Annotated in this window: 24 protein-coding genes; 9 read left to right on the top strand and 15 right to left on the bottom strand. The window is 65.7% G+C overall.

Annotated features, from left to right (window positions below):
* Positions 1 to 15: 15 nt before the first annotated feature.
* From ptsN to mgtE, 7 genes are all read left to right on the top strand, one after another.
* Positions 16 to 489, top strand: a complete 474-nt coding sequence (gene ptsN, locus CFK21_RS04995; RefSeq protein WP_096367494.1) for a PTS IIA-like nitrogen regulatory protein PtsN — start codon at positions 16 to 18, stop codon at positions 487 to 489.
* On the top strand, positions 486 to 1,418 hold the full coding sequence (gene hprK, locus CFK21_RS04990; RefSeq protein ID WP_096365360.1) for an HPr(Ser) kinase/phosphatase: 933 nt from the start codon (positions 486 to 488) through the stop codon (positions 1,416 to 1,418). Before ptsN ends, hprK begins: the two co-directional genes overlap by 4 nt.
* The gene (gene rapZ, locus CFK21_RS04985; protein ID WP_096365358.1) at positions 1,415 to 2,263 is read left to right on the top strand and encodes an RNase adapter RapZ; all 849 of its coding nucleotides are present in this window, start codon (positions 1,415 to 1,417) and stop codon (positions 2,261 to 2,263) included. Before hprK ends, rapZ begins: the two co-directional genes overlap by 4 nt.
* The gene (locus tag CFK21_RS04980) at positions 2,260 to 2,658 is read left to right on the top strand and encodes a PTS sugar transporter subunit IIA (protein WP_096365356.1); all 399 of its coding nucleotides are present in this window, start codon (positions 2,260 to 2,262) and stop codon (positions 2,656 to 2,658) included. Before rapZ ends, CFK21_RS04980 begins: the two co-directional genes overlap by 4 nt.
* Before the next feature lie 15 nt (positions 2,659 to 2,673).
* Positions 2,674 to 2,943 carry an HPr family phosphocarrier protein gene (locus tag CFK21_RS04975; RefSeq protein ID WP_096365354.1) on the top strand — a complete coding sequence of 90 codons (270 nt, stop codon included), beginning with the start codon at positions 2,674 to 2,676 and terminating at the stop codon, positions 2,941 to 2,943.
* A gap of 13 nt (positions 2,944 to 2,956) precedes the next feature.
* Positions 2,957 to 4,699 (top strand): phosphoenolpyruvate--protein phosphotransferase, encoded by a 1,743-nt coding sequence (gene ptsP, locus CFK21_RS04970; protein ID WP_096365352.1) that lies wholly within the window; start codon positions 2,957 to 2,959, stop codon positions 4,697 to 4,699.
* Between the two features lie 98 nt (positions 4,700 to 4,797).
* The gene (gene mgtE, locus CFK21_RS04965; RefSeq protein WP_096365350.1) at positions 4,798 to 6,159 is read left to right on the top strand and encodes a magnesium transporter; all 1,362 of its coding nucleotides are present in this window, start codon (positions 4,798 to 4,800) and stop codon (positions 6,157 to 6,159) included.
* A gap of 153 nt (positions 6,160 to 6,312) precedes the next feature.
* Here the strand turns inward: mgtE and CFK21_RS04960 are convergent, their stop codons facing one another.
* Together CFK21_RS04960 and CFK21_RS04955 are read right to left on the bottom strand one after the other, a co-directional pair.
* On the bottom strand, positions 6,313 to 6,819 hold the full coding sequence (locus CFK21_RS04960) for a DUF302 domain-containing protein (RefSeq protein WP_096365348.1): 507 nt from the start codon (positions 6,817 to 6,819) through the stop codon (positions 6,313 to 6,315).
* Between the two features lie 82 nt (positions 6,820 to 6,901).
* Complete coding sequence (locus tag CFK21_RS04955; protein ID WP_096365346.1) at positions 6,902 to 7,654, bottom strand: MBL fold metallo-hydrolase; 753 nt, start codon at positions 7,652 to 7,654, stop codon at positions 6,902 to 6,904.
* A gap of 190 nt (positions 7,655 to 7,844) precedes the next feature.
* Between CFK21_RS04955 and CFK21_RS04950 the strand changes: the two genes are divergently transcribed.
* Positions 7,845 to 9,194 (top strand): TrpB-like pyridoxal phosphate-dependent enzyme, encoded by a 1,350-nt coding sequence (locus tag CFK21_RS04950; RefSeq protein ID WP_096365344.1) that lies wholly within the window; start codon positions 7,845 to 7,847, stop codon positions 9,192 to 9,194.
* Positions 9,195 to 9,328: 134 nt separating this feature from the next.
* On the opposite strand, the gene CFK21_RS04945 is transcribed toward CFK21_RS04950, so the two are convergent.
* Both CFK21_RS04945 and pmbA read right to left on the bottom strand, forming a co-directional pair.
* Positions 9,329 to 9,655 (bottom strand): glucosamine--fructose-6-phosphate aminotransferase, encoded by a 327-nt coding sequence (locus CFK21_RS04945; RefSeq protein WP_096365342.1) that lies wholly within the window; start codon positions 9,653 to 9,655, stop codon positions 9,329 to 9,331.
* Entirely contained in the window at positions 9,652 to 11,016 is a 1,365-nt protein-coding gene (pmbA, locus tag CFK21_RS04940; protein ID WP_172844256.1) for a metalloprotease PmbA, read from the bottom strand. Before pmbA ends, CFK21_RS04945 begins: the two co-directional genes overlap by 4 nt.
* A gap of 102 nt (positions 11,017 to 11,118) precedes the next feature.
* On the opposite strand from pmbA, the gene yjgA reads away from it, so the two are divergent.
* The gene (gene yjgA, locus CFK21_RS04935; RefSeq protein ID WP_157745368.1) at positions 11,119 to 11,688 is read left to right on the top strand and encodes a ribosome biogenesis factor YjgA; all 570 of its coding nucleotides are present in this window, start codon (positions 11,119 to 11,121) and stop codon (positions 11,686 to 11,688) included.
* A 52-nt stretch (positions 11,689 to 11,740) separates the two neighbouring features.
* Here yjgA and CFK21_RS04930 read toward each other — a convergent pair whose 3' ends face one another.
* From CFK21_RS04930 to rng, 11 genes are all read right to left on the bottom strand, one after another.
* Positions 11,741 to 12,073 carry a hypothetical protein gene (locus CFK21_RS04930; protein WP_096365338.1) on the bottom strand — a complete coding sequence of 111 codons (333 nt, stop codon included), beginning with the start codon at positions 12,071 to 12,073 and terminating at the stop codon, positions 11,741 to 11,743.
* 148 nt (positions 12,074 to 12,221) lie between these two features.
* A complete protein-coding gene (locus CFK21_RS04925; RefSeq protein WP_096365336.1) occupies positions 12,222 to 14,936 on the bottom strand; it encodes a cation-transporting P-type ATPase in 2,715 nt (904 codons plus the stop codon).
* 245 nt (positions 14,937 to 15,181) lie between these two features.
* Positions 15,182 to 15,685: a cytochrome P460 family protein gene (locus CFK21_RS04920; RefSeq protein WP_096365334.1), complete on the bottom strand. Its 504-nt coding sequence runs from the start codon at positions 15,683 to 15,685 to the stop codon at positions 15,182 to 15,184.
* A gap of 78 nt (positions 15,686 to 15,763) precedes the next feature.
* A complete protein-coding gene (locus CFK21_RS04915; RefSeq protein WP_096365332.1) occupies positions 15,764 to 16,282 on the bottom strand; it encodes an ion transporter in 519 nt (172 codons plus the stop codon).
* A 77-nt stretch (positions 16,283 to 16,359) separates the two neighbouring features.
* Positions 16,360 to 16,764: a hypothetical protein gene (locus CFK21_RS04910; RefSeq protein ID WP_197702997.1), complete on the bottom strand. Its 405-nt coding sequence runs from the start codon at positions 16,762 to 16,764 to the stop codon at positions 16,360 to 16,362.
* A gap of 629 nt (positions 16,765 to 17,393) precedes the next feature.
* The gene (locus CFK21_RS04905; protein WP_096365330.1) at positions 17,394 to 17,879 is read right to left on the bottom strand and encodes a PEP-CTERM sorting domain-containing protein; all 486 of its coding nucleotides are present in this window, start codon (positions 17,877 to 17,879) and stop codon (positions 17,394 to 17,396) included.
* A gap of 362 nt (positions 17,880 to 18,241) precedes the next feature.
* On the bottom strand, positions 18,242 to 19,690 hold the full coding sequence (tldD, locus tag CFK21_RS04900; protein ID WP_096365328.1) for a metalloprotease TldD: 1,449 nt from the start codon (positions 19,688 to 19,690) through the stop codon (positions 18,242 to 18,244).
* 202 nt (positions 19,691 to 19,892) lie between these two features.
* Positions 19,893 to 20,693, bottom strand: coding sequence for a carbon-nitrogen hydrolase family protein (locus CFK21_RS04895; RefSeq protein ID WP_172844320.1), 801 nt, complete (start codon positions 20,691 to 20,693; stop codon positions 19,893 to 19,895).
* 20 nt (positions 20,694 to 20,713) lie between these two features.
* Positions 20,714 to 20,986, bottom strand: coding sequence for a hypothetical protein (locus tag CFK21_RS04890; RefSeq protein ID WP_096365324.1), 273 nt, complete (start codon positions 20,984 to 20,986; stop codon positions 20,714 to 20,716).
* Positions 20,987 to 21,110: 124 nt separating this feature from the next.
* Positions 21,111 to 24,914: a YhdP family protein gene (locus tag CFK21_RS04885; RefSeq protein ID WP_096365322.1), complete on the bottom strand. Its 3,804-nt coding sequence runs from the start codon at positions 24,912 to 24,914 to the stop codon at positions 21,111 to 21,113.
* 33 nt (positions 24,915 to 24,947) lie between these two features.
* Positions 24,948 to 26,399: a ribonuclease G gene (gene rng, locus CFK21_RS04880; protein ID WP_096365320.1), complete on the bottom strand. Its 1,452-nt coding sequence runs from the start codon at positions 26,397 to 26,399 to the stop codon at positions 24,948 to 24,950.
* Between the last annotated feature and the right edge of the window lie 102 nt (positions 26,400 to 26,501).

Genomic DNA, 26,501 nt, shown 5'->3' with positions numbered 1-26,501 from the left:
GACACAGCGGAGACCATGAACATCACCGAACTCATCAGCCCGCAGCGGGTCGTCGCCGGGCTCGGCACCACCAGCAAGAAACGCGCGCTGGAACAACTGGCCGAACTGCTCGCCGGCCACGCGCCCAGCCTGACTCCGGAGGAGATCTTCGACAGCCTGATCGGGCGCGAACGCCTGGGCAGCACCGGGCTGGGCCAGGGCGTGGCCCTGCCCCACGGCCGTCTGGCCGGCCTCAGCGAGCCGGTCGGCGCCTTTGCCAGCCTGGACCCGGCCATCGATTTCGATGCCATCGATCACCAGCCGGTGGATCTGATGTTCGCGCTGCTGGTGCCGGCAGAATCCACCGACGAACACCTGCAGATCCTGGCTGACCTGGCCCGGCGTTTCAGCGACAAGACCTTCACCGACGATCTGCGCCGCGCCGCCACCGGCGAGGAGTTGTACCAGCGCTTTCTGACCCAGGACGCCCGGCAGCGCGAATCGGCATGAGCAGGCATCTGACCGTGGGCGAGCTGTTCGATGCCCTGCAGCGGCGCCTCGGTCTGGCCTGGGTCAGCGGTGACCGCGAACGCCCCCTGCACTTCGACAGCACCGACGACGCCCAGACCGGCTCCCTGGTCGGACATCTTAATTTCATCCACAACCATTGCATCCAGATCATCGACCGGATCGAGCTGGCCTATCTGGACGATCTGGAGCCCGACCGCCGGCGCGAGGCACTGGCTCACCTGTTCAGCCCGGTGACCGACGCCGTCATCCTCGCCCACGAGGCACCGCCGGCCGACCTGCGCAAGGCTGCAGCGGCCAGCGGCACTCCCCTGCTCACCTCCACCCAGCACGGGCCGGAACTGATCAATCACATCGAGTACTACTACACCCATTACCACTCCACCAAGCTGGTGATCCACGGGGTGTTCATGGAAGTGATGGGCATCGGCCTGCTGATCACCGGCGACGCCGCCATCGGCAAGAGCGAGCTGGCGCTGGAGCTGATCAGCCGCGGCCACCGCCTGATCGCCGACGACAGCCCCGAGTTCGCCCAGGTCGCCCCGGATATCCTCAGCGGCAACTGTCCGCCGGTGCTGCGTGACTTCCTGGAGGTGCGCGGCCTTGGTATCCTCAACATCCGCGCCATGTACGGCGAGAGCGCGATCAAATACAGCAAGTACCTGCGCCTCATCATCCACCTGCAGCAGATGAGCGACGACGAACTGCGCCAGATCGACCGCCTGCGCGGCAGCTATCACACCCGGCGCATCCTCGAGGTGGAGGTACCCGAGATCACCCTGCCGGTGGCGCCGGGCCGCAACCTGGCAGTGCTGGTCGAGGCCGCCACCCGCAAGCATATCCTGACCATGCGCGGCCACGACGCCGGCGAGGAACTGATACAACGACAGCGGGAACAGATGCAGCCTTGAAACTGATCATCGTCAGCGGGCTGTCGGGCTCGGGCAAGAGCGTGGCCCTGAACACCCTGGAAGACCTGGGCTACTACTGCGTGGACAACCTGCCGGTGGCGCTGCTGGAACCGCTGGCCCGGGAGTTGACCGCCGCTCGCCAGACGCGGGCCGCCGTGGGCATCGACGCCCGCAACCACCGCCAGGACCTGTCCCGCTTCCGCGACATCCTCGCCGGGCTCGAGACCCAGGATATCCAGGTCGAGATCGTCTTCCTGCAGGCCACGGACGAGACCCTGCTCAAGCGTTTCAGCGAAACCCGCCGCAAGCACCCGCTGACCAGCACTGACACCACCCTGGCCGACGCCATCCGCGGCGAGCGCAACCTGCTCGAACCGATCGCGAGCAGCGCCACGCTGCACATCGACACCACCCATACCAATCTGCACCAGCTGCGCGATCTGGTGCAGGAGCGGCTCTCCGACACCCGGCCCGACGCGCTGTCGCTGCTGTTCAAATCCTTCGGCTACAAGCACGGACTGCCCGACGATGCCGACTTCGTCTTCGACGTACGCTGCCTGCCCAACCCGCACTGGGTCCAGGGCCTGCGGCCGCTCACCGGCCGCGACCAGGCGGTAATCGCCTACCTTGAGGATCAGCCGCCGGTGGATGCCATGTTCCAGGAACTTTGCCGCTTCCTCGACGACTGGCTGCCGGCCTTCGAGAAGGAGAACCGGCGCTACCTGACCGTCGCCCTCGGCTGCACCGGCGGCCAGCACCGCTCGGTATACATGGCGGAAAGGCTGGGCAAACACTTCGCCGGCCGATATCCTTCCGTGCTGGTCCGTCACCGGGAGCTGTCATGAGCGTCGGTCTGCTGATCATCACCCACGGCGAAATCGGCAAAATGCTGCTGCATACCGCCACCCACATGCTCGGCGTGTGCCCGCTGGAGACACGCGCACTGAAGGCGAGCTTCGACTGCGACCCCGACGCGATACTTGCCAGCGCCATCGAATCCGGCCGCGAACTCGACACCGGCATGGGCGTACTGATCCTCACCGACATGTACGGCTCCACCCCCAGCAACATCGCCACCCGGGTGCAGGAACACGTCAGCGCCAGTGTGGTGTCCGGCATCAACCTGCCCATGCTGGTGCGGGTGCTGAACTACCCGCGCCTGAGCCTTCCGGAGTTGGAAGAGAAGGCCTTGTCAGGCGGGCGCGACGGCGTGCTGCTGTGCCACCCGCAGGAACACTGACCCCAGGATGATGCAATGCAGAAAAAAGAACTCACCATCATCAACAAGCTGGGGCTGCACGCACGTGCCGCGGCCAAGCTGGTTACCCTGGCCTCGGAGTTCGACAGCAACATCCAGATCGCCCGCAACGGCCAGCAGGTCAACGGCAAGAGCATCATGGGCATCATGATGCTGGCCGCTTCCAAGGGCACCACCCTGGAGGTGAGCGCCGAGGGCAGCGATGAGACCGAGGCCATGGCGGCCATCGAGAAGTTGATCGGGGAGCGTTTCCATGAATCGGAATAAAGGTGGCTGACAGGTGACGGTGCAGCTTTCCGGCATCGGCGTCTCCCGCGGCATTGCCATCGGCAAGGCCCATCTGCTCGAACGCGATCACCTCGACGTCACCGAATACCGTATCAACGCTGACCTGATCGACGCCGAGGTCGAGCGCTTCCGCCGCGCGCTGGGCGGCGCCCGCGAACAGCTGCGCGGCATCCGCGGCCGTATCCCGCCCGACACCAGCGCCGATATCGTCGAGTTCATCGATACACACCTGCTGATGCTGGAGGACTCCACCCTCACGGTTGCCCCGGAGCTGCTCATCCGCAAGCAGGGCATCAACGCCGAGTGGGCGCTCAAGCAGCAGCGCGACGCCCTGGTGCAGGTGTTCGAAGCCATGGACGACGCCTACCTGCGTACCCGCAAGGACGACATCGACCATGTAGTCAGCCGTATCCAGCGCCTGCTCGTACACGACGAGAACGTCCAGGACCTCAGCGCCATCGATCACCTCAGGGGCACCATCGTGCTGGCCGACGAACTGACGCCGGCCGACGTCGTACTGCTCTATCACCAGGGTGTAGCCGGCTTTGTCACCGAGTACGGCGGGCCGCTCTCCCACACCGCCATCGTCGCCCGCAGCCTGCGCATCCCCACCATCGTCGGCGTGCACAATATTCACCGCTACATCCAGGACGGCGAGACCCTGGTCCTGGACGGACAGGAGGGCATGGTGCTGGCCGGCGCCGATGCCCTCATGCTCGAACACTACCGGCAGCGCCAGCACCAGGACCAGGAGCGTGCCCATACCCTGGTCAAGACCCGCCTGGAGCCGGCCTGCACGCTGGACGGGGTCTGCGTGCGGCTGTTCGGCAACATCGAACTGACAGAGGACGTCGAAGAGATTCTGGATGCCGGTGCCGAAGGGGTGGGCCTTTACCGTACCGAGTTCCTGTACATGAACCGCGAGGACACACCGGACGAGGACGAGCAACTCGAACACTACCGGGAAGTCATCGAGCAGATGCAGGGTCGGCCGCTGACCATCCGCACCCTGGACCTGGGCGCCGACAAGGCACTCGACACCGAGGCTGCCCATCACTGCACCAATCCCGCCCTCGGCCTGCGCGCCATCCGCCTGTGTCTGCACGACCCGGGGCTGTTCCGTCCCCAGCTGAAGGCGGTGCTGCGGGCTGCGGCCCTGGGCCCGGTTCAGATGATGCTGCCCATGCTCTCCAGCCTGGGCGAACTGCGCCAGACCCTGGCCCTGATCGATGAGGTCAAACATGAACTGACCGTCGAGGGCAAAGCATTCGATCCGGCCATGCCGGTCGGCGGCATGATCGAGGTGCCCGCGGCCGCACTGGCAGCGGACATGTTCGCCGCCGAACTGGATTTTTTGTCCATTGGGACCAACGATCTGATTCAGTATACCCTGGCCATCGACCGGGTCGACGACGAGGTGAATTATCTCTACGACCCCAGTCATCCGGCGGTGCTGTACCTGATCCGGCACATCATCCAGGCCGGTGTCCGCCATCAGGTGCCCGTGTCCATGTGCGGCGAAATGGCCGGCGACCCCCTGTACAGCCGGCTGCTGCTGGGCCTGGGACTGAACAGCTTCAGCATGCAGGCCTCCTCTCTGCTCGAGGTCAAGGACCTGATTCGCCATACCCGGCTGGACCGGATCACGGAACCGGTGGAGACCCTGATGCACACCTGGGACCCGGACCGGCGGGCCGAACTGCTCGAGCAGATCAGGAACCTCCTATGCACGTGATACCGGCCGTGAAAAAACCTGCGACAGGATGACGCCCGCCGACCGACCCTGCTAAACTGCGGCGGAATCAAAGTCTTGCCCCCCAAGGATCCCGCCGCATGGCTGACAGCCACAAGGAAACCGCCCAGGCCCAGGACCATCTGCACAAGGTCTCGGACGCGCTGGCCTCGGGCGCGGCCAGCCGGGTGCGGCGGCTGATCCACAACCTCCGCCCGGCGGAAATCGCCCACGTCCTCGAGTCCATCCCCAAGGACCCCCGCATCATCCTGTGGGAACTGGTCGATCCCGATGACCGCGGCGAGGTGCTGCTGCATGTGGGCGACGAGGTCCGTTCCGGCCTGATCAAGGAGATGGAGGCCGGCGAACTGGTCGCGCTGACCGAGAACCTCGACACCGACGACCTGGCCGACCTGCTGCAGGACCTGCCGGGCACCGTCATCCACGAAGTGCTGCGGTCCATGGACCTGCAGAACCGCCATCGGCTGGAATCGGTCCTGTCCTATTCCGAGGACACCGCCGGCGGCCTGATGAACGTGGATACCATCACGGTCCGGGCCGATGTCAGCCTGGACGTGGTGCTGCGCTATCTGCGCCTGCGCGGCAACCTGCCGGACCTGACCGACAGCCTGATGGTGGTCGACCGCAACGATCGCTATCTCGGCCTGCTGCCGCTGTCCACCCTGCTGACCATGGACCCGGAACTGAGCGTGGCCGAGGTGATGGTGCGCGACGTCGAGGGCATCCAGGCCGAGACCACGGCGGTGCAGGTGGCCAAGCTGTTCGAGGACCGCGACCTGATTTCCGCCCCTGTCATCGACCAGAACGGCCGGCTGGTGGGCCGCATCACCATCGACGACGTGGTCGACGTCATCCGCGACGAGGCCGACCACTCACTGATGAGCATGGCCGGCCTGAACGAGGAAGGCGACATCTTCGCCCCGGTCTTCTCCAGCACCCGGCGCCGCTCCATCTGGCTCGGCATCAACCTGATGACCGCCTTTCTCGCCTCCTGGGTGATCGGCCTGTTCGAGGCCACCCTGCAGCAGATCGTCGCACTTGCCGTGCTGATGCCCATCGTTGCCAGCATGGGCGGCATCGCCGGCAGCCAGACCCTGACCATCGTCATTCGCGGCCTGGCGCTGAACCAGATCGGCAAATCCAACTCACGGCTGTTGATGACCAAGGAGCTGGCCGTGGGCGCGCTCAACGGGATATTGTGGTCGGTCGTGGTCGCGGTGATCGCCGCGCTCTGGTTTCAGAGCGCACAGGTGGGCATCATCATCGGTGCGGCCATCATCATCAACCTGGCCGTCGCGGCGCTGGCCGGCTTCAGCATTCCGCTGGTGCTGCAGCGCATGGGCATCGACCCGGCGCTGGCCGGCAGCGTGCTGCTGACCACCGTCACCGACGTGATCGGCTTCATGGCCTTTCTGGGACTGGGGACGGTGTTCCTGCTGTGATTTCCACACAGGTTGGGCTGAGCCACGCGAAGCCCAACCTACAATGGTTTGTCATTGCGAGCGCAAGCGTGGCAATCTCGTAATGCAGAGGCGATCGGTTGGAGGTTGCCACGGCGTTTCACGCCTCGCAATGACAGAGAAATCAAGGGTTCGCTAGAACGCCCCCTTCGCCCCCGCCTCCATGATCCGCAACAGCTTGTCGTTGATGCCCCGGGCCATTTCCTCCATGTCAGGCGGCAGCGGGGTGTTGTCGATGAGCAGGTTCAGGTCCAGCATCATCAGCCAGGTCTTACCTTCCGAGTCCTCCACCAGGGCGATGCGGCAGGGCATGTAGGCGGCGAAGATGGCGTTGTGCATGACCATGCGATGGGCATCGCCGGGATTGCAGAACTGCATGATGTGCAGCGGCCCCGAATCCACGCCCCGGGCCTTCAGTTCCTCGGACACCGGCTGATGCGCAACAATCTTCATGTTCAGTTCGGCCGCCTTGGAACGCATGAAGTCCATGGCGTCATCGACGCTGACCCCTTCCTCCAGCGGCATCTTCACCACGGTCTGGGAAATATCGAAACGCTGGATGCCGTTGTCGGCGGCCTCCTCGGCGTGAGCGGAAAACGCCAGGCCCAGCGTCAGCAACAGGCCAGTCAACAGATGTCTCATCTCGGCTCCTTGTCGGAATGGTTATGGATCGATCTTAGTTGATCCCGGCGGATGCGCAACAGCGCGCAGCGCGGACACTGCATCAGCCCTGGTCGTGGCGTACACAGGGCGCCCGGTACTCCTCCGGCACGTTCGCCGGACAGGCGCCGCATTGCTGGTTGCCGGGCACGGCGAAGTCGATCTTGCGGGGATAGGGCAGGTCCATGTTGTCCATGATCTCGACGAACTCCTCCAGCGTCTTGCCATTGCCCAGACGAGGATTGCGGTTCTTCTCCTGACCGATGGTGGTGATCTGGCGACCCTCGTAGTCGTGGCAGGGATAGACCAGGGTCTCGTCGGGCAGGGTGAAGAACTTGTCATGGATGCTGCGGTAGAGGGTGGCGGCATCGCCGGACTGGAAATCGGTGCGCCCGCAGGCCTCGATCAGCAGGGCGTCGCCGCTGAACAGCATTTTGTGGGTGCCGCTGTCGATCAGGTAGGCATGATGATGGTCGGTGTGCCCCGGCGTGAACAGGGGGTGGATTTCGATATTGCCCACCCGGAAGGGCTCGCCCTCGCGTACCCCGATATCGGTGCAGGGCAGCTGATCCACCGCCGGGCCGACGATGTGGCTGCCGGTCAGCTCCTTCAGCCTTCTGGCCCCGGTCAGGTGATCGGCGTGGATATGGGTATCCAGGGTGAAATCCAGTTTCAGTCCCAATTCCTGCAGCACGGACAGGTCCCGCTCCACCGTGTCCAGTACCGGATCGATCAGGGCGGTCCTGCCCGTATCCGGGCAGTGCACGAGATAGGTATAGGTGGATGAATCCGGTTCGATCATCTGGCGAAACAGCATGCAGCCTCCTTTCGGGGTGATTACGTGGACTCTACTGGCGTCTATAAGGGGAATGGCCGTAAAATACAAGCTTCACCACAATAAACAAGCGGTTAATAACAAGTGCAGCAAGTCCCGGCTTGACCCGGGTCATTCCGTGCCCGGCGCCCGGGCGCTTTAATTGCCACCGGATATTCAGGGAGAAGCCGCCATGCAGACCAAGATCCTGCTCGACGAGAAAGACATCCCCACCCACTGGTACAACGTCATCGCCGACATGCCCAACCCCCCGGCCCCGGTACTGGCGCCGGACGGGAGTCCGGTGCCGCCGGAGGCGTTGCTGGCCATCTTCCCCGAGGCCCTGGTCGAGCAGGAGGTCAGCGACAAACGCTGGATCGAGATCCCCGAGCCGGTGCGCGAGATCTATCAGCTGTGGCGGCCGTCACCCCTGTGCCGCGCCCACCGGCTGGAGGCGGCGCTGGGCACACCGGCGCGCATCTATTACAAGTACGAGGGCGTCAGTCCTGCCGGCTCGCACAAGCCCAACACCGCCGTGGCCCAGGCCTGGTACAACAAACAGGCTGGCATCAAGCGCCTGGCCACCGAGACCGGTGCCGGTCAGTGGGGCTCCTCGCTGGCCCTGGCCGGGCAGATGTTCGGTCTCGACATCCGGGTCTACATGGTCAAGGTGAGTTACGAGCAGAAACCCTTCCGCCGCTCCATGATGCAGACCTGGGGCGCCGAGGTGCTGGCCAGCCCCACCGACCGGACCGAGTCCGGCCGCCAGATCCTGGCGGCGGACCCCGACTCGCCCGGCTCGCTCGGCATCGCCATCTCCGAGGCGGTGGAAGAAGCCGCCTCGCGCGAGGACACCAACTATGCCCTGGGCTCGGTGCTCAACCATGTGCTGCTGCACCAGACCGTGATCGGCCTGGAAGCCAAGAAGCAGTTCGAGCAGGTCAACGACTATCCCGACGTGGTGCTGGCCCCCTGCGGCGGCGGCTCCAACTTCGGCGGCGCGGCCTTCCCCTTCCTGGCCGACAAGGCCGCCGGCAAGCAGGTGCGGCTGGTGGCGGTGGAACCGGCCTCCTGCCCCACGCTCACCCGCGGCCACTATGCCTACGACTTCGGCGACACCGTGGGCCACACCCCGCTGATGAAGATGTACACCCTGGGCCACGACTTCGTCCCGCCCGGCATCCACGCCGGCGGTCTGCGCTACCACGGCGACTCGGCCCTGGTCTCGCAGCTCTACCACGAGGGTCTGATCGAGGCGGTGGCGGTGAAACAGCTGGCCACCTTCGAGGCCGGGGTGCAGTTCGCCCGCGCCGAGGGCATCATCCCCGCGCCGGAGTCCAACCACGCCATCCGCGCCGCCATCGACGAGGCGTTGAAGTGCAGGGAGAGCGGCGAGGCGAAGGCGATCTTCTTCAATCTGTCCGGTCACGGCCACTTCGACATGGCCTCCTACGACCGCTACTTCAGCGGCGAACTGGAGGACTACGAATATCCGGAAGAGCAGATCAACGCCGCACTGGAGCGGCTGCCGAAGGTGGGTTAAAACGCCCCGAAGCCTGACATGGACACATGATCCATGCAGGTCGGGTCAGCCGCAGCGTAACCCGACACAAACGCGGGCCATTGTCGGGTTACGCCCTTTCGGGCTAACCCGACCTACGAGATCGATCGAAGAATTCAGGAGACAGAAAGGATCTCGGCTTTCCCGTCGGACCTGTCGATTACGAGTTCAAGCTCGCAATAGGCGGGCTCACTCGCCGGGTCATCGCCGCAGCTGCAGCCGGCCAGGATCTGCTGGAAGAACACACCCACCCGCAGACGCAGGGCAGCGTCCGCTTCCGCCTGCCGGATCAGGGTCAGCGTCAGCCCCCGGGTATCGGCGTGCCCTGTATCCGTAACGAGGGGGAGGGAATCCGGCCCCAGGGCGCTCAGTTCATCCTTCAATACCTCGGCAAAGTCCGTCCGACCCCAGGCCGCCAGGCTGGCGGTCAGCCGCGGCTTCACTCGCCCGCCACGGTCATGGACTCGATCAGGATCGAGCCGGTGCGGATGTTGCCGCGGGTTTCCAGGTCGTTGCCGATGGCGACGATATTCATCAACATCTGCTTGAGATTGCCGGCCACGGTGATCTCCTCCACCGGGTACTGGATCCGGCCGTTCTCCACCCAGAAGCCGGCCGCGCCGCGCGAGTAGTCGCCGGTGACCAGGTTCACGCCCTGCCCCATCAGTTCGGTCACCAGCAGGCCGGTGCCCATCTCCCGGATCAGGTCGTGGATGTCCTTATCGCTGGTATCCACGCTCAGGTTATGCACGCCGCCGGCATTGCCGGTGGTCTCCATGCCGAGCTTGCGCGCCGAATAGCTGTCCAGGATATAGCCCTGCAGCACGCCGTCGGCGACCAGGTCGCGCGCCAGCGTCGCCACGCCCTCGTTGTCGAAGGGCGCGCTGCCCAGCGCCCGCGGCAGGTGGGGCTGCTCGTAGACATGCATGAAGTCGGGGAACACCTGTTTGCCCAGGTGATCGAGCAGAAAGCTGGACTTGCGATACAGGTTGCCGCCGCGGATCGCACCGGTGAAGTTGCGCAACAGGCCGGTGGCCACCTCAGCGGCAAAGATCACCGGCACCTGGCGGGTGCCCAGACGACGGCCGTCCAGCCGCCGCACGGTGCGCTCGGCGGCCATGCGGCCCACGGCGTCGGCGTCCTCCAGCTCCCCGCTCAGGCGCGAGACCGTATACCAGTAGTCGCGCTGCATGTGCCCGCCCTGTTCGCCGATCAGCGCGCAACTCAGGCTGTGACGGCTGCTGGGGTAGCCGCCGAGAAAACCGTGGCTGTTGCCGTAGACCCGCAGACCCTGATGGCTGTTGACCGTCGCCCCCTCGGAATTGGTGATGCGCGGGTCGGTGTCCAGACCGGCGCGCTCGCACTCGCGGGCGATGTCGATGGCCTCATCCGCGGACAGATCCCAGGGATGGTAGAGGTCCAGGTCCGGCACTTCGCGCGCCATGCGCTCGGCCGGGGCCAGGCCGGCGGCGGTGTCCTCGCTGGTATAGCGGGCGATGTCGCAGGCCGCCTGCACCGTCTCGCGGATGGTCTCGGGGCGGAAGTCCGAGGTGCTGGCCGAGCCCTTGCGCTGACCGAAGTAGACGGTCAGGCCCAGGCCGCGGTCGCGGTGGAACTCCAGCGTCTCGACCTCGCCCTTGCGCACCGTCACGCCCAGGCCGACATCCATGGACACGGCCGCCTCGGCCGCGCAGGCGCCGGCGGCACCGGCCTGTTCCAGGATCTCCCCCACCATCCGTTCCAGACGGCCGATATCAGGCAGGGTGGTATCGTGGGTCGCGGGCTCGGGATTCTGCTTGCTCATGAAGGACTCTCTACGGATTCACCAGACGGCCATGGTAAAGGAATGTCCGTCCCCGCCCAAGACCGGCCGTGGCATACCCTGCAGCGTGCCGGGTATGCTATCTTGAATCCATCCCTGTACCGCAACCCGCCCGCCCCCATGCACAAGCAACCGGACCCGGCCCCAGAGCAGGAAAACGACGAGGGCCCCAGCAAATCCCAGCTCAAGCGTGAGGCCCATGCCCTGCTGGAACTGGGCCGCACCCTGGTCGAACTGCCGGAAGGGCGGCTGGCCGCCCTGCCGCTGGACGACAAACTGCGCGACGCGGTCCAGCTTGCCCGCCGCATCCACGCCCGCAGCGGGCGCAAGCGTCAGATCCAGTACATCGGCAAGCTGCTGCGCAACGGCGACCCCCAACCCGTGATCGATGCCCTGGCGGCCATCCAGCAGGAAGACCGACGCGCCGCACGCGCCTTCCACCAGCTCGAGGACTGGCGCGAACGTTTCATTCACGAGGGCGACGACGCGGTGGGCGACTGGCTGGCGCAGTATCCCGATAGCGATCGCCAGCACCTGCGTCAGCTGATCCGCCAGGCACAGAAGGACTACAGGGAAAACAGAACAAAGGGACCGCGCGCGCTGTTCCGGTTTCTGCGTGAGGTGGCGGCATCACACACCGCGGACGAACCCTGAATTACCCTCTCCCAGGGCGGGAGAGGGCGAAGGGACAGCTGGAGAATCAGATTCAGTCGCGACTGTAGGGTGCGGCACCGGGCTCGGAGATTTCGCTCTCCTCCGGCGGCGACAGCCGGCCCTCGCCTTCGAAGGCGCTGAACTCACTGCTGTCGAGATGACCGTCCTGGTTGGCATCCGCCTTGTCCCAGTTGGCCTCCAGACCCTTGTGCGCGCCGGCCTCCTCGGCACTGATGTAGCCGTCACCGTCGCGATCCAGGGTCTCGAAGGTCATCGCACCCATTTCGTTCTCATCCGACATCATCGCCTTCTCGCCGGCGGAAGCGGTTCCACCCAGCACCAGCAGCGCGGCTGCCAGCCCGGAGATCATCGTGTATCTGGACATTGCCTTTCTCCCTGTTATTGGGTTGCCAAGGTCTTGCACGAAGGAAGTATAGCCGGCCGCTGCAAGCCTGCCGGGCGGGAACGGGGCCGGCGGGCGGAGAATCGCCGGAAGCTGATATAAATCAACCGGCGCGGCCTGCCGGCAGCCGTCACGGCACCCGGCGCCGCAGCCGCCGGAAAACGGCCTTCTCCAGTTCCACCAGCGCGAACAGCACCGCCCCGAAGGCCAGGATGATGCCCCATTCCCCCCAGCCCAGGGCGGCGGTCCCGAACAGGAACTGCAGCGGCGGGGCATAGGTGAACAGGCCCTGCAGGATGACCAGAACGCCCACGGCGATGAGCACGGCGCGGCTGCCCAGCAGGCCGGTGCGGTTGAACACCGGCTCCAGGATGTAGCGGCTGTTGAACAGGTAGACCAGCTCGCCCATGACCAGGGTGTTGATGGCCACGGTCCGCGCCACCTCCACCGCCGCGCCCTGCCACTCCAGCCACAGGAAGTGGCCGAAGGTCCCCGCCAGCAGCAGCGCCGAGACGAAGACCACGCGCCAGATCAGGAAACCCGACAGCACCGGCGTACCGGGCGGCCGCGGCGGGCGGCGCATGACCCCGGGCTCGGTGGGCTCGAAGGCCAGCGCGAGTCCCAGGGTGACGGCGGTGACCATGTTCACCCACAGCACCTGCGCCGGCATGAGCGGCAGGGTCATCCCCAGCAGCACCGCGGCCATGATGGTGAAGCCCTCGCCGCCGCTGGTGGGCAGCAGGAACAGGATGGCCTTGCGCAGGTTGTCGTAGACGGTGCGGCCCTCCTCCACGGCATGAGCGATGGAGGCGAAGTTGTCGTCGGCGAGCACCATCTCGGCGGCCTCGCGGGCGGCTTCGGAGCCCTTGATGCCCATGGCCACCCCCACATCGGCACGCTTGAGCGCCGGGGCGTCGTTGACCCCGTCGCCGGTCATGGCCACCACCTGGCCGTTGGCCTGGATGGCGCGCACCAGCCGCAGCTTGTGTTCCGGAGTGGCGCGGGCGAACACGTCCACCTCCCGCACCGTCTGCGTCAGCCGGGCATCGGAGAGCGGTTCCAGTTCATGCCCCGGCATGACCCCGCCGCCGGTGCGGATGCCGAGCTCGTCGGCGATGGCCCGGGCGGTGACCGCATGATCGCCGGTGATCATCTTCACCCGGATGCCGGCCTCCTGACACTGCCTGACCGCCTCGATGGCCTCGGCCCGGGGCGGGTCGATGATGCCGCACACGGCCACCAGGGTCAGGCCGCCGTTCTCAATATCCGAAAACTCCAGCGTGCGCTTGTCCGCGTCCACCTCCCGTACCGCCAGCGCCAGCAGACGCTGGCCGCGGGCGGCGATGGCGTTCATGCGCTGCTCCCAGCGGTCACGCTCAACGGTCCGGTCGCCGGCACGGGTGCGTTCCCGCTCGCACACGGCCAGCACGCGTTCGGGCGCGCCCTTGAGCAGAATAAAGCCGCGCTGGTCCCCGTAATGGCGGTGATGCAGGGTGACCATGAACTTGTAGGCGGATTCGAAGGGGATCACGTCGTCGCGGGGGTAGCGTTCGCCGGTCTCGACGGGATCCAGACCGCCCTTGCGCGCCGCGGTGACCAGCGCGCCTTCCGTCGGGTCGCCCTCCAGCTCCCACACGCCGTCGCGCTGATGCAGTTCGGCATCGTTGCACAGCAGAATGCCGCGCAGCGTCTCGGCCAGCACCGGGTGATCCTCGGGGTCCACGTCATGGCCGTCCCGGTTGAAGCCGCCGTGGGGCTCGTAGCCCACACCGCTGACCTCGAAGGTATCCTCGGCGGTGACAATGGTCTTGACGGTCATCTCGTTGCGGGTGAGCGTGCCGGTCTTGTCGGTGCAGATGGTGGCGACCGAGCCCAGCGTCTCCACCGCCGGCAGGCGCCGGATGATGGCATTGCGCGCGGCCATGCGCTGCACGCCGATGGCCAGGGTAATGGTCATGATGGCGGGCAGCCCCTCGGGGATGGCGGCCACCGCCAGGCTCACCGCCGCGAGAAAGGTGTCCAGGAACGCGTAGTCCCGCACCCAGTAGCCGAAGGCGAAGGTGAAGCCGGCCAGCACCAGGATGGCCAAGGACAGCCAGCGTCCGAATACGCCGATGTCGCGCAGCAGCGGCGTGGTGAGGGTCTCCACCTCCTCGAGCAGGGTGGAGATGCGCCCGATCTGGGTGTCTGCACCGGTGCCGACCACCAGCCCCCGCCCCTGGCCGAAGGCGACCAGGGTGCCGGAGAACGCCATGCAGCTGCGATCGCCCAGATCCGCCTCCGCCCCGACCGCTGCGGTCTGCTTGTCCACGGCCACCGATTCGCCGGTGAGCAGCGCTTCGTCGATGCGCAGGTTGTGCGTCCGCAGCAGGCGCAGATCGGCGGGCACCTTGTCGCCCGCCTGCAGGAACACCAGGTCGCCGGGCACCAGTTCCTCGGCAGGCACGGTGCGCCGCTGACCGTCGCGCAGCACCAGGGCCCGGGGCGAGAGCATGCCGCGGATCGCGTCCAGCGCCTGCTCCGCCCTGCCCTCCTGGATGAAGCCGATGATGGCGTTGATGAACACCACGCCCAGGATCACCCCGGTGTCCACCCAGTGGCGCAGGAAGGCGGTGCCGACCGCGGCGGCGATCAGCACGTAGATGAGTACATTGTGGAACTGCAGCAGGAAGCGTCTGAGCGGGCCGGTGCGCTCCGGGGCCGGGAGACGGTTGTAACCGTAGCGCTCCAGGCGCGCGCGCACCTGTGTGTCCAACAGGCCCTGCTCCGTGGCGTCGAGCCGGGCCAGGGCTTCATCGCGTTGCAGGCTGTGCCAGGCAGGTGTGTCCGGCGGGGCATCGTTCATGATGGGGGCATTCCAGGCTCACATCAGGTGTAGCTGAAGCATACACCCGTCGCGATCAGGAGGCAGTCCGGGGGGCGAAAAAAAACGTGGCACCGACACCGGCTCCGGCTGAAATCCTGAAGCCGCCGTGGCATATGGATCCCGGCTGGTGCCTGTGCCGGCGTAGGCCGGTACCGGAATGACAGTAACTGGCGGTTTGTATCTGGCGCATCCGGCCCCTGTTACTCAAGGCCTGGAATGTTCGCTTACCTGAGCGGTGGAAACGGCGCCGGATCCGTGAATACCCAGTTACGCTCCTTCACCGGAGTATGGCATGAGATGCAGACCTGCATGCCGCCGTCGAAGGGCTTCTGCTCCAGCCCCACCCAGCGCGCCCAGCCCCAGCCATGGGTGTCGGCGTATTGCCCGCTGTCCCGGAACATGAACTCGGCATGGACGAACTCACCGGGTGCGGTCGCCGCCTCCCAGTTCTCGAGTTGGACATCCTTCCACACCACCTTGCCCAGAACGGCGCCGTCAGGCCAGGGATCGGTCTGCCCCGCACGCGCCGCCTGCACCGCCGCCGCGTTGCCCAGGATCACCCGCAGGGTGTTGTTGTCGGTGCGATGCGAAACCGCGATGGTCGACCATTCCTGCCAGCCTTCCGGGTAGGCGATGCCGTGCGAAGGCCCGGGAATATCGCCGGCCGGGGACAGCCCCGGCAGCGTCATGACCAGCGCGGGGACCAACAACCGTGCCGTGTATTTCATAAGCGCACCTCGCATATGGGTCAGTTTCGTTGCGGGACCGGACATCGAGTATAGTACGGGCAGCGTGGGCAGGAACCCCTATTTCTGCTCGTCTGCGTTGGCGGGTTCCGCCGACCCGATGTATTTTTCCTTCAGCCGTTCGACATGACCGATCAGGCTGTCGACGGTTTCCTTGAGCAGATCGAGCTCGTCCAGCGACAGATCGTTCAGCTGCTCCAGGTTGTACTCGATGGCGTCGATGATCTTCCGGTGCGGCCGCTGCATGGGACGCATGAAGTAGCTGGTCACCGTCGCCACGATGGCGCCGAAGAACAGCACCGACCCGATGACGATCCAGATCCCGCCGATGAGCTGCGCCGCGCCGGAGGCAGGCGTATCGGCAATCCCGGCGGTGGAAAAGGCCGCCACGCCCCAGTACAGCGCCTCGCCGAACGAACCGATGGGCGAGCCGCGCACCCCCTGCTCCGCCAGGTACACCCCGGCGGAGAACAGCAGCCACAGCAGCACCAGAAGAAGCACCATCCTGATCAATGGCGTATGAACGACGACATCCCTGACGAACCGGCGCAGCCGGGTCTGCCTCTGCTTCAGGCTCATGCAACACTCCCGTCAGCCAGAATGAGTACAGAGTTCTATAGCAGAGACCGCAGGGAAGAAAAGCATCCGGGAATAACTCACACCCAGCGCCGGAGCCTGGCCCCCGCATACGGCGCCGCTGCCGTGACCAGCAGCACAAGAGGCCAGAGATTGCCGTCCCTGAAGGTGTAGGCGTCGAGCAGTTCCGGCCAGGGCCGGCTCTGGATGAGACGCCCGAACGCGAACTCGAAGACCAGGGTCAGGCAGAGCCAGCCCAGGCCGATGGCGATATAAGCTGTCGCCGGCAACCGCCCCAGCCAGGGCAGCGAAAGGTATGCAACCGCAAGGATCAGAACGGAGAGCAGAATACCGCTGAGGATGAGCGCCAGGGGCTGGTCCAGCATCGGGAGAAGGACGGCTTCGCGCAGCAGGCCATTAAAAACCGCCAGGACGAGGATTCCCATCCAGATCACCAACGCCCTGCCGGGGATACCAAGCATCATGACCTGCACACATCAGGGTTATGAAATCAACAGGCTCAATATCAGCGGCAACTGCACCCTGAGCCGGTTTTTCGCCGCAACACTATGTCGTCGTAGAATTCCGAACCGCATTGAGTGCATCGATAGTAGTTGCGCGGCCGTTTCCAAAGGTAGGCACCGAGACCACCGCAGACAGCGACGATCAGACCCGCCCAGATCAGATGAGATTCCCAGAGCGGTTGCGCAATCAGCAAACCGCCCAGAAGAAAAACGGCAAAATACCCGATCCCGGCAAAAGGGCTCAGAGAAGGCCGCTTTGTCGACAGCCATAACGTGTCCGGCTCAATTTTACCGATGCAACTCAATTCGGCATTACATGTCCTGCATTTTTTCATGGCGGTATGACGACTCCGGCGATGGGTCGGGATGGAATCACCCCGGAGACCCGGGAAGCTCTCACACGTACTGGCGCGAGACAGGCCATCAGTCAGAATATTAGCAGTAAATATTCTCCGGCTCCGGAGATCGTATCGATTTCGACGATTCTGCAACACCAGGCTCACCCCTGAAGATCTGCCGCAACCTTATGTCAGGCATAAAAAAAGCCCCGATTCACACCGAGGCTTCTCGCAACCATGCAACATGGTTGATTAAACCAATTTCTTTCTCCTGGAGAGGCCGAGACCTGCCAGGCCGAGAGCCAAGAGCGCAATACTCGCAGGCTCTGATACCGTAGCAGTGTAGTCGGTAGTGCTCCAGGTAACATCACGGTAATCGCTGTAACCGGTGAACTGCACATAGTAAGTATCGGCAACCCATAATGCACTTGTCGCCGTTGTAAGCGAATCACCGCCACCCCCTGTGACCGTCCAATCACCTCCAATCAGCCCGAAATAAGTGACACCTGTGTCACCTATAACATCCGCAGGAGTAATTGAAATACCGCTGAGCGGATCATGCCAACCATAATCATAGAACTGTGATGCCACCAAGCTTGTGTCGGCAGCCAATACAGCATCGTCAACGACGAACCACCCTAATTCACCTGAGCTGATTGATTCAGCAGTTATTTGAATCAAGCCTGCGTTGGCGAAACCAGAAACAAAAAGCCCCAGAAAAGCCATGATATTTTTCATTATAAGTTTCCTTTTTTTACTTGATTTTGAAATGCTGAATCACGATTCACGCAAAAATAATACCATAATTATAACTAATTGAGTTTCAATAACTATGATCTCAACTTCCACAGTTGATGTAAATTTTTCTGACAGTCGCATCAGGCTGCCTGGCGCTGAATTCAGCGGCGAGTCTACGCATCCGCCGGGGTTTCCTGTTGGATGTTCGGCTCCTTTCCGAAGGACAAATCCCTCTCAAGTCTCAGCGACTTATAGCCCCCTAACCCAGGATATGGACTAGCGGTTCGTTCAAACCCTCGATACCCGACGCAACAGGCTTTAAACGAAACGTCCATGCAGGGTTCCACCCTTGGCGGAACCCCTCATGACGCGCTCGTCCCGCCCACGGTCAGGCCCGCTACCCGCAGGGTGGGCTGGCCCACGCCGACCGGCACGCTCTGGCCTTCCTTGCCGCAGGTGCCCACGCCCATATCCAGCGCCAGGTCGTTGCCGACCATGTCCACGCGGGTGAGCACGTCAGGGCCGTTGCCGATCAGGGTCGCGCCCTTGACCGGGGCGGTGATCTTCCCGTTCTCGATCAGGTAGGCCTCGCTGGCGGAGAAGACGAACTTGCCGGAGGTGATGTCCACCTGGCCGCCGCCGAAGTTGACGGCGTACAGGCCCTTGTCCACCGAGGCGATGATCTCGGCGGGATCGTACTTGCCGGGCAGCATGTAGGTGTTGGTCATGCGCGGCATGGTCTGGTGGGCGTAGGACTCGCGCCGGCCGTTGCCGGTGGGCGCCACGCCCATCAGGCGGGCGTTCATCTTGTCCTGCATGTAGCCCTTGAGCACGCCGTTCTCGATCAGGGTGGTGCACTGGGCCGGCACCCCCTCGTCGTCGATCTGCAGCGAGCCGCGGCGTCCGGCGAGGGTGGCGTCGTCGACCACGGTGCACTGCTCGGAGGCGACCTTCTCGCCGATGCGCCCGGAGAAGGCCGAGGTGCCCTTGCGGTTGAAGTCGCCCTCCAGGCCGTGGCCGATGGCCTCGTGCAGCAGCACGCCGGGCCAGCCGGGGCCGAGCACCACGGTCATGTGGCCGGCCGGGGCCTCGACCGCCTCCAGGTTGGTCAGCGCCTGGCGCACCGCCTCGCGGGCGTGCCACAGGGCACGGCCGTCGGTGGTGAGGATATCGAAGCCGCCGCGGCCGCCGCCGCCGGAGCTGCCCTGCTCGTAGCGGCCGTTCTGCTGGGCGATGACGCTGACGTTCATGCGCACCAGCGGGCGCACGTCGGCGGCGAGGGTGCCGTCGCTGGCGGCGACCAGCACCACCTCGTGCACACCGGCCAGGCTGACCACCACCTGATCCACGCGCGGGTCCTGGCGCCGGGCCTCGGCATCGATCTCCTTGAGCAGGGCCACCTTGTCGTCAGCGCTCAGCGTTTCCAGCGGGTCCAGCGGGCGGTACAACTCCGACACCCCGGTGGGTTCCCAGGCGCGCACGGCACCGCTGCCGCCGGGGCCGGCGATGGCGCGGGCCGCGCCCGAGGCCTGCATCAATGCCGGCAGCATGATTTCGTCGGAATAGGCGAAGCCGCTCTTCTCGCCGCTGATGGCGCGCACGCCGGCGCCCTGCTCCACGCTGTGGTTGCCTTCCTTGACGATGCCGTCCTCCAGCACCCAGGACTCGAAGCGGGTGGACTGAAAGTACAGGTCGGCGAAGTCGATGCTGTGGCCCAGCATGCTGTCGAGCACGGTGCCGAGATCGTTGTCGCCGATGCCGGCCGGCTCCAGCAGGAAGCGGCGGGCGGTGTCGAGTGGGGTTTGACTCATGGAGGTGTCAATCCTGTTGTTGCAAATGGACCAGTGATTTGTCGGGTTACGCTGCGCTAACCCGACCTACGTCCTGTCTCCCGTCATTCCGGCGCAGGCCGGAATCCAGTAACCGCCGTGGTATCTGGATCCCGGCCGGAGCCTGTGCCGGCGCAGGCCGGTACCGGGATGACGGGCTAGAGAGGTTCCAAACTTTATGGATTCATACTTCACTGCACTTGATCCGGCGATGCTCGATGCTTGGAAACAGCCGCCGGGTGGACTCCAGATAGCCGCGGTCAAGCTTCGCCATGATCACGCCGGGGCCGCGCGGCAGGCGCTTGAGCACCGTGCCCCAGGGATCGACGATCATGGAATCGCCCCAGGTCTCGCGCCCGTTCAGATGATAGCCGCCCTGGGCCGAGGCGATCACATAGCACAGGTTCTCGATGGCGCGGGTGCGCACCAGCACATCCCAGTGCGCCTTGCCGGTCAGCGCGGTGAAGGCCGAGGGCACGGCCAGGATCTCCACGCCCCGGTCCAGCATCACCCGGTAGAGTTCGGGGAAGCGCAGGTCGTAGCACACCGACAGGCCCAGCCGGCCGAAGGGGGTGTCGACCACCGTGATGTCATTGCCCGGTTCGATGGTTTCGGACTCGGTGTACTTCTCGCCGCTGCCGACCACCTCCACGTCGAACAGGTGCATCTTGTCGTAGCGCGCGACCTGCTCGCCCTCCGGGTTGATCAGCAGGCAGGCGGCGCGGATCCTGTCCGGGACCGAGGCCTCGAGCGGAATGGTGCCGCCGACCAGCCACAGCTTGTGGCGCCTGGCCTGACGGAACAGGAACTCCTGGATCGGCCCCTCGCCCGGCGCCTCGCGCTGCTCGACCTTGTCGGTCTCGTGCACGCCCATGATGGCGAAGTTCTCCGGCAGTACGACCAGTTCGGCACCCTGCTTCGCCGCCTCCTCGATCATGCGCTCGGCCTCGAGCAGATTGGCGTTGACGTTGGGCCCGGAGGCCATCTGGATACTTGCCACTTGCGTCACTGCGACGGCTCCATCGAATCGGCCGCTTGGCCGGTTAGCAATTCGACACCCAGGGCGGCAGCCTGTACCCCGCCCGGTGCCAGTTCAATCCGCGCGCCCGGCACCCCGAGCGCGATCAACCAGCTGCGCAGTTCATGCGCCCACAGCCCCCCGGCCTCGCCGCCGGGGTAATGGATCTGCAGGCGGCTGCCGGGCTGCTCGTCCAGCCCCAGCACCAGTTCGCGCAGGCGCTCATCGGCGAGCAGATCCGCCCCCTGACGCGGCCGCATCCATTGCTCCGCCGACATAACATACATGGGGGCGGCGGGGACGGCGGCAAAGGGAAGTATCAGAAACAAAAGGGTTATTGCCGTTCTCATGGGTGCAGCATATCACAGGCCGGGGCAGGGCCGGTCATGGCGCGGTCCCGGCCGGGGCCGCCCCGGGCTCTTCCCGGTTCAGACGCCGGAACACTGGATCCTCCCAACTGCCGGTCACCGCATACTGGTAGCTGGCCATTTCCTCGAACTGCCGGCCCAGCAGCCGATCGGCCAGGAACAGGGCCGCGCCCACGGCCGGGCCGCCGGCGATGGCGCCGGCGATGGGCAGGCCGCCGGTGACCTCCGGCGTGACCGTGACCAGCTGGTCGTAGTCCTGCTCGGCCAGGCCGATGCGGCCGGAGATATCGATGCGTGCCGACGGCCCCTGGATGACCAGGTCCTGGGTATAGGCGTTGGAATCGATCAGGGTGAAGCTGCCCTCGATGCGGTCGAAGGCGAAGCCGCGCTTGAACAGGTCGGAGAAATCCAGGGTGAGCCGGCGCGGCAGCGCATGCAGGTTGAGCAGGCCGAACACCCGCCCGGCGCCGGGCTCCAGCTTGACCAGCTGCCCGGGACCGATGCGCAGATCGAGCGTACCCTCGACCGCCTTGAGGGCGAAATCCATGGGGGCGCCGGGCCAGTTGGCGTTGATCTGGCCATGGGTCGCGCCACCCTCGACATTGCCGCTGTAGCCGAAGGCGGTCAGCATCCGACCCAGGTCGCTGCCTTGCAGTTCGATATCGAAGCGCGAGGCCTCGCGCCCCTGGCGCAGGGTCCAGTTGCCCTGCGCCGAGAGCCTGAGCCAGCCGCCCTCGATGCGGATGGATTCCACCTCCATGCCGTAGGCCAGCGGCTGACTGCGCAGCTGCACCCGACCCAGGTCGAGGCTCCCATAGGTCAGGTCCCGGATATCGACATCCAGCGGCGGCAACCGGGCCGGATCGAGGTCCGCACCGGCCCCGTCGATGCCGCCGCGCGCCAATACCAGGCGATCCAGGTCCAGATCCAGCGGCAGCGGGGAATCGCCGCGGGGCACGGCGATCCGCCCGGCGATGTCCGGACCGTCGACATCGATGCGCCAGGCGCCGAGCACCGGCCGGGCCTGCAGGCTGACGTCGGCCAGGCTCTGATTGAACAGCCTCAACCGGCCCACTTCGAGCGCGGCCTCGCGCAGGTCCAGCGCGGGCAGCGCCGCGTCCTTGCCGGCGGCTGCGAACACCGCGCGCCAGGCCGGCACCGACAGGGTATCGAAGCGGCCATGCAACTCCAGCCCGGGGCCGTCGGGCAGTTCGGCCGCGCCGGCATCGAAGCGCAGCATGGCGCGGCGCAGCTGCAGCGGCCCCTCGGCCGCATCGCTCAATTCCAGCGCAGCATGCAGGTCACCCAGGCGCAGGTACAGCGGCCCGCTGCCCTGTGCCTGGATCCGCGTCTGCAGCCGCAGCGGCAGGGTTGCATCGGCGGGCTTGGACAGGGGCGACGGCAGATCGATGCCGATGCCTTCCAGCTCGGACTCGATCCACAGCGGGTAGCCTTCGGCCTGGCGGCCGACATCCAGCTGGATACGCCAGTCGGACTGTCCCGTCAGGTACCGCGCCAGCGGCGGATGCACCCGCCCCAGCCGCTCCAGCAATGGCAGGCGGCCGGCCAGCCGGACCCGGGTCAGGCCGGGCGTGTCCGGATGCGGTGCCAGATCCAGACGCACCGGTGTCTGCCACAGCCTGGCCTGGAGCCCGCTGCCGCTGACCCGGGTGTCGGTGAAGTCGATGCGCCCGTCGAGCGCCTCCAGGGCCAGGTCCCGCGCGGGCAGGACCAGGCGGTTGTCCTGCAGCTCAAGCCGGCCGGCCACTCGCGCCGGACCGCCATGCGTACGCCGCAGGGGCAGGTCCAGGTCCAGCGCCAGCCCGGCCTGGCCGTCGGCCTGCAGCTGGCCGAGGTCATAACCGCGCCGGGCCAGGGGGCTGTCCTGCACGAAGCGCAGCATGTCGGCCAGCGGACCGCGCACCTGCCCCTGGACGCGCAGGCGGCTGCGCTTGAGGTCGGGGATATCGGCGCTCACTTCCGCCAGGCGGGTCCCGAGGATGGCACCGTCGACCGCCTCGATGTGCATGCCCTGGTTGATGAAGACCAGTTCGGCGTCGAGTTCCTCGATGCGGTGCCAGTCGGGGTGATAGTCGAGGATGGCGTCATCCACACGGGCGCGGATCTCCATCCGGCCCGCGCCCTGTGCGAAGGGGAAGTCGGCCAGCCGGCCGTGGAAATCGACCCGGCCCGTGGTGATGCGGCCGCTGACGATGGCCCGGTCCAGCCAGCGCACCGTCTTCTCCGGCATGATGCCGGCAGGCAGGTAGCGTCCGGTCGCGGCCGCATCGCCGCGTTCGATCTCCGCCTGCAGGCTCAGGTGCGGTGAAGCGCCATCGCGCGACAGCTGCAGGCGCAGCTGTCCGCGGGCGCCGAGATCGGCATTGGCCAGGGCGAAGCGTTCGCTGTAGAGCTGCAGACCGTCCGGCTCCTGCTGCCAACGCAGCCGCCCGGCCAGGCGCCCGATCGGGAGGGCATCGCGGAACAATGCCGGCGCGGCCAGACGGCCATCCGTCAGTTCCAGTTCGATTTCCCCCCGCTCCGGGCTGCCGATCAGACTGGCGTTCAGCCCGCTCAGGCCCGGAAGGCGCACCTGCGGCTGCCAGGCCAGCGCTTCCAGTCGGGCCTTGAAGCGCAGGTCATGCCAGCGCCCGCTGCGGCGTTCGCCCCCCAGCTGCAGATCGCGTACCCAGCCCTGCGGACTCAACGCCGTAAGATCCAGCGACGTGCCGGCGGCCTCCCCCAGCAGCGGCAGTACCGGCTGCAGCAGTTCCAGCGGCAACGCATCCAGCGCCAGCTGCAGCCGACGGCCATCAGCGTCCGGCGGCGCCATGGCCAGCGTCAGCCCGGTGCGCGGCCAGCTCCGGTCGGCCTGGATGAGTTCCAACGCATCCAGGCTGAGCCGCCAGGCCGCACCGGTGCGATTCCATAGCAGCCGGGTCGCCAGCCGGTTGCCGGCAAGCAGCGGGGCGGCCCGCTCGCGGCTGGAGAGCACGGGCAGGTGGACGGCCAGTTCACCCTGCGCGGCCTCGATCCGCCCCCCCGTCAGCGTGAGCCAGAGGCGCGCATCCAGCACCCCGCCGGCATACCAGCGATCGGACAGGTACCAGCCGAGCCACTCACGCAGCATGAAACCCTGCGCATTCAGATACAGGCGGCCATGCCAGCGTTCGCGCTGCCCGGGCGGCAGCACCAGGTCCGCCTGCAATTCCAGCGTCTGCCCGAGGGCGGCGGCCGGCCTGGCCTGAAGGTGTAACTGATGCCGCTCACCGCGGTTGCGCATGCGCAGGGCGATGTCGCGGAACACCACCCGCGGATGCCCCAGGTAGCGGTCTTCCCAGCCCAGGGTGACATCCGTCAGTGCGATCCGCGGCTGTTCGGCGGCCAGCGTAAGCGGATTGAGGATGGGGGTGGCATGTTCACGCCCGCGCAGCACGATGCGTCCGTCCTCGCGTCGGATCAGGTTCAGTTCACTGCCCTGCAGGGCGATGCGATTGCTGACCAGCCGGCCCTGGCGCCAGGAACGCCACAGGTCGATGCCGATGCGCAGTTCCTCCAGCCGCAGCAGCACCTCCTCGCCGCTGCGATCGTAGAGGCGGGTGTTGAGCAGCCGCAGGTCCGGCCCGAGACCGTGCCAGCCGAGGTCCAGCCGCTCGATGCGCACCGGATGATCGACCCGCTGGGTGAGCCACTGCTGGAGTTCGTCGTGATAGTCATCCAGCAGCGGCAGCACCAGTCGGGCGATACTGAGCAGCAGCGCCGCAAGGATGAGCAGCGCGGCGACGCCATACCATACCAGCCGCGTGGCCCGTTTCAGCATGCAGGGAGATCCCGGTTCCGCAGCGTCCCGCCACTACATGAGCACGACGTCATATTGTTCCTGGGTATAGAGGGATTCGACCTGGAACTTGATCGGTTTGCCGATGAAGGATTCCAGTTCCGCCAGGCTGGTGGACTCCTCGTCCAGCAGCAGATCCACCACCTCGTGCGCGGCCAGCACCAGCAGCTGTTCGGCATCGTACTGGCGCGCCTCGCGCAGGATCTCGCGGAAGATCTCGTAGACCACGGTCTCGGGCGTCTTCAGCGAACCCCGACCGTTGCAGGTGGGGCAGACGCCGCACAGCACATGCTCCAGGCTCTCACGGGTGCGCTTGCGCGTCATCTGCACCAGGCCGAGGCTGGAGACCTCGCTGATGTGGCTGCGGGCGTGGTCGCGTTCCAGGTGGCGCTCCAGCGCGCGCAGCACCTGGCGTTTGTGGTCCTCGTCGGACATGTCGATGAAGTCGATGATGATGATCCCGCCCAGGTTGCGCAGGCGCAGCTGGCGGGCGATGGCCTGGGCCGCCTCCAGGTTGGTCTTGAAGATGGTCTCTTCCAGGTTGCGATGGCCCACATAGGCGCCGGTGTTGACGTCGATGGTGGTCATGGCCTCAGTCTGGTCGATGATGAGATAGCCGCCCGACTTCAGCTGCACCTTGCGATCCAGCGCGCGCTGGATCTCGTCCTCAACGCTGTAGAGATCGAAGATGGGCCGCTCGCCCGGATAGTATTCCAGCCGTTCGACCACCTCGGGGACGAACTGCTCCCCGAAACGCACCAGGCTGGCATGGGTCTCGCGCGAGTCCACCCGCACCTTCTCCACCTCCACCCCGACCAGGTCGCGCAGGGCGCGCTTGCTCAGGGGCAGGTCCTCGTGGACCATCTCGCCGGCACCGGCCTGGCGGCCGCGTTCCTGGATCGCACCCCACAGCCGGCGCAGGAAGGCCATGTCCGAACGCAGCGCCGCATCGGGCACACCCTCGGCGGCCGTGCGCACGATATAGCCCAGCCCCTCATCACCGGCATCATCGAGCACCACCTGCTTCAGGCGCTGGCGCTCGGTCTCATCCTCGATCTTCTGCGACACCCCGACGTTGGTGGCATAGGGCATGAACACCAGATAGCGCGAGGGGATGGTGATATGGGTGGTCAGGCGTGCGCCCTTGGTGCCGAGCGGGTCCTTGATCACCTGCACCATGAGCTCCTGGCCGTCGCGCAGCAGCTGGCTGATGGTGCTCGCCCCTTCGGACTCGGCATCGCGGGTCGCGATGTCGGAGGCATGCAGGAAAGCGGCCCGTTCCAGGCCGATGTCCAGAAACGCGGCCTGCATCCCGGGCAGCACCCGGCACACCACGCCCTTGTAGATGTTGCCCACCAGGCCCAGGCTGCGTTCGCGCTCGATGAAGACTTCCTGCAGCACGCCGTTCTCGACCATGGCCACGCGGGTCTCCTGCGGCGTGACGTTGATCAGTATCTCTTCACTCATGCAGTTTCCATTGAATCAAAACCCCTTTGCCACGGAATCACACGGAAAACACGGACAGTATCCGTTTTCCCGGCTGCTTCCATACCCGCACCGAACCTCGTA

Source organism: Thiohalobacter thiocyanaticus (assembly GCF_002356355.1).
In the GTDB taxonomy this organism is placed as follows: domain Bacteria; phylum Pseudomonadota; class Gammaproteobacteria; order Thiohalobacterales; family Thiohalobacteraceae; genus Thiohalobacter; species Thiohalobacter thiocyanaticus_A.
The sequence above is the reverse complement of the archived record's forward strand: the minus strand, read 5'-3'. Positions and strand labels throughout refer to the sequence as shown.

Coding starts and splice junctions, on each gene's coding strand:
- rng (WP_096365320.1), bottom strand. CDS start 26,399: ATGAGTGAAGAGATACTGATCAACGTCACGCCGCAGGAGACCCGCGTG.
- pmbA (WP_172844256.1), bottom strand. CDS start 11,016: ATGAGCAAGCAGAATCCCGAGCCCGCGACCCACGATACCACCCTGCCT.
- CFK21_RS04890 (WP_096365324.1), bottom strand. CDS start 20,986: ATGCGGCCGCGTCAGGGGGCGGATCTGCTCGCCGATGAGCGCCTGCGC.
- CFK21_RS04905 (WP_096365330.1), bottom strand. CDS start 17,879: ATGAAAAATATCATGGCTTTTCTGGGGCTTTTTGTTTCTGGTTTCGCC.
- CFK21_RS04955 (WP_096365346.1), bottom strand. CDS start 7,654: ATGCTGTTTCGCCAGATGATCGAACCGGATTCATCCACCTATACCTAT.
- mgtE (WP_096365350.1), top strand. CDS start 4,798: ATGGCTGACAGCCACAAGGAAACCGCCCAGGCCCAGGACCATCTGCAC.
- CFK21_RS04975 (WP_096365354.1), top strand. CDS start 2,674: ATGCAGAAAAAAGAACTCACCATCATCAACAAGCTGGGGCTGCACGCA.
- CFK21_RS04915 (WP_096365332.1), bottom strand. CDS start 16,282: ATGAGCCTGAAGCAGAGGCAGACCCGGCTGCGCCGGTTCGTCAGGGAT.
- CFK21_RS04910 (WP_197702997.1), bottom strand. CDS start 16,764: ATGATGCTTGGTATCCCCGGCAGGGCGTTGGTGATCTGGATGGGAATC.
- CFK21_RS04885 (WP_096365322.1), bottom strand. CDS start 24,914: ATGCTGAAACGGGCCACGCGGCTGGTATGGTATGGCGTCGCCGCGCTG.
- CFK21_RS04960 (WP_096365348.1), bottom strand. CDS start 6,819: ATGAGACATCTGTTGACTGGCCTGTTGCTGACGCTGGGCCTGGCGTTT.
- CFK21_RS04980 (WP_096365356.1), top strand. CDS start 2,260: ATGAGCGTCGGTCTGCTGATCATCACCCACGGCGAAATCGGCAAAATG.
- CFK21_RS04930 (WP_096365338.1), bottom strand. CDS start 12,073: ATGTCCAGATACACGATGATCTCCGGGCTGGCAGCCGCGCTGCTGGTG.
- CFK21_RS04895 (WP_172844320.1), bottom strand. CDS start 20,693: ATGGCCTCCGGGCCCAACGTCAACGCCAATCTGCTCGAGGCCGAGCGC.
- CFK21_RS04920 (WP_096365334.1), bottom strand. CDS start 15,685: ATGAAATACACGGCACGGTTGTTGGTCCCCGCGCTGGTCATGACGCTG.
- hprK (WP_096365360.1), top strand. CDS start 486: ATGAGCAGGCATCTGACCGTGGGCGAGCTGTTCGATGCCCTGCAGCGG.
- tldD (WP_096365328.1), bottom strand. CDS start 19,690: ATGAGTCAAACCCCACTCGACACCGCCCGCCGCTTCCTGCTGGAGCCG.
- ptsN (WP_096367494.1), top strand. CDS start 16: ATGAACATCACCGAACTCATCAGCCCGCAGCGGGTCGTCGCCGGGCTC.
- CFK21_RS04925 (WP_096365336.1), bottom strand. CDS start 14,936: ATGAACGATGCCCCGCCGGACACACCTGCCTGGCACAGCCTGCAACGC.
- CFK21_RS04950 (WP_096365344.1), top strand. CDS start 7,845: ATGCAGACCAAGATCCTGCTCGACGAGAAAGACATCCCCACCCACTGG.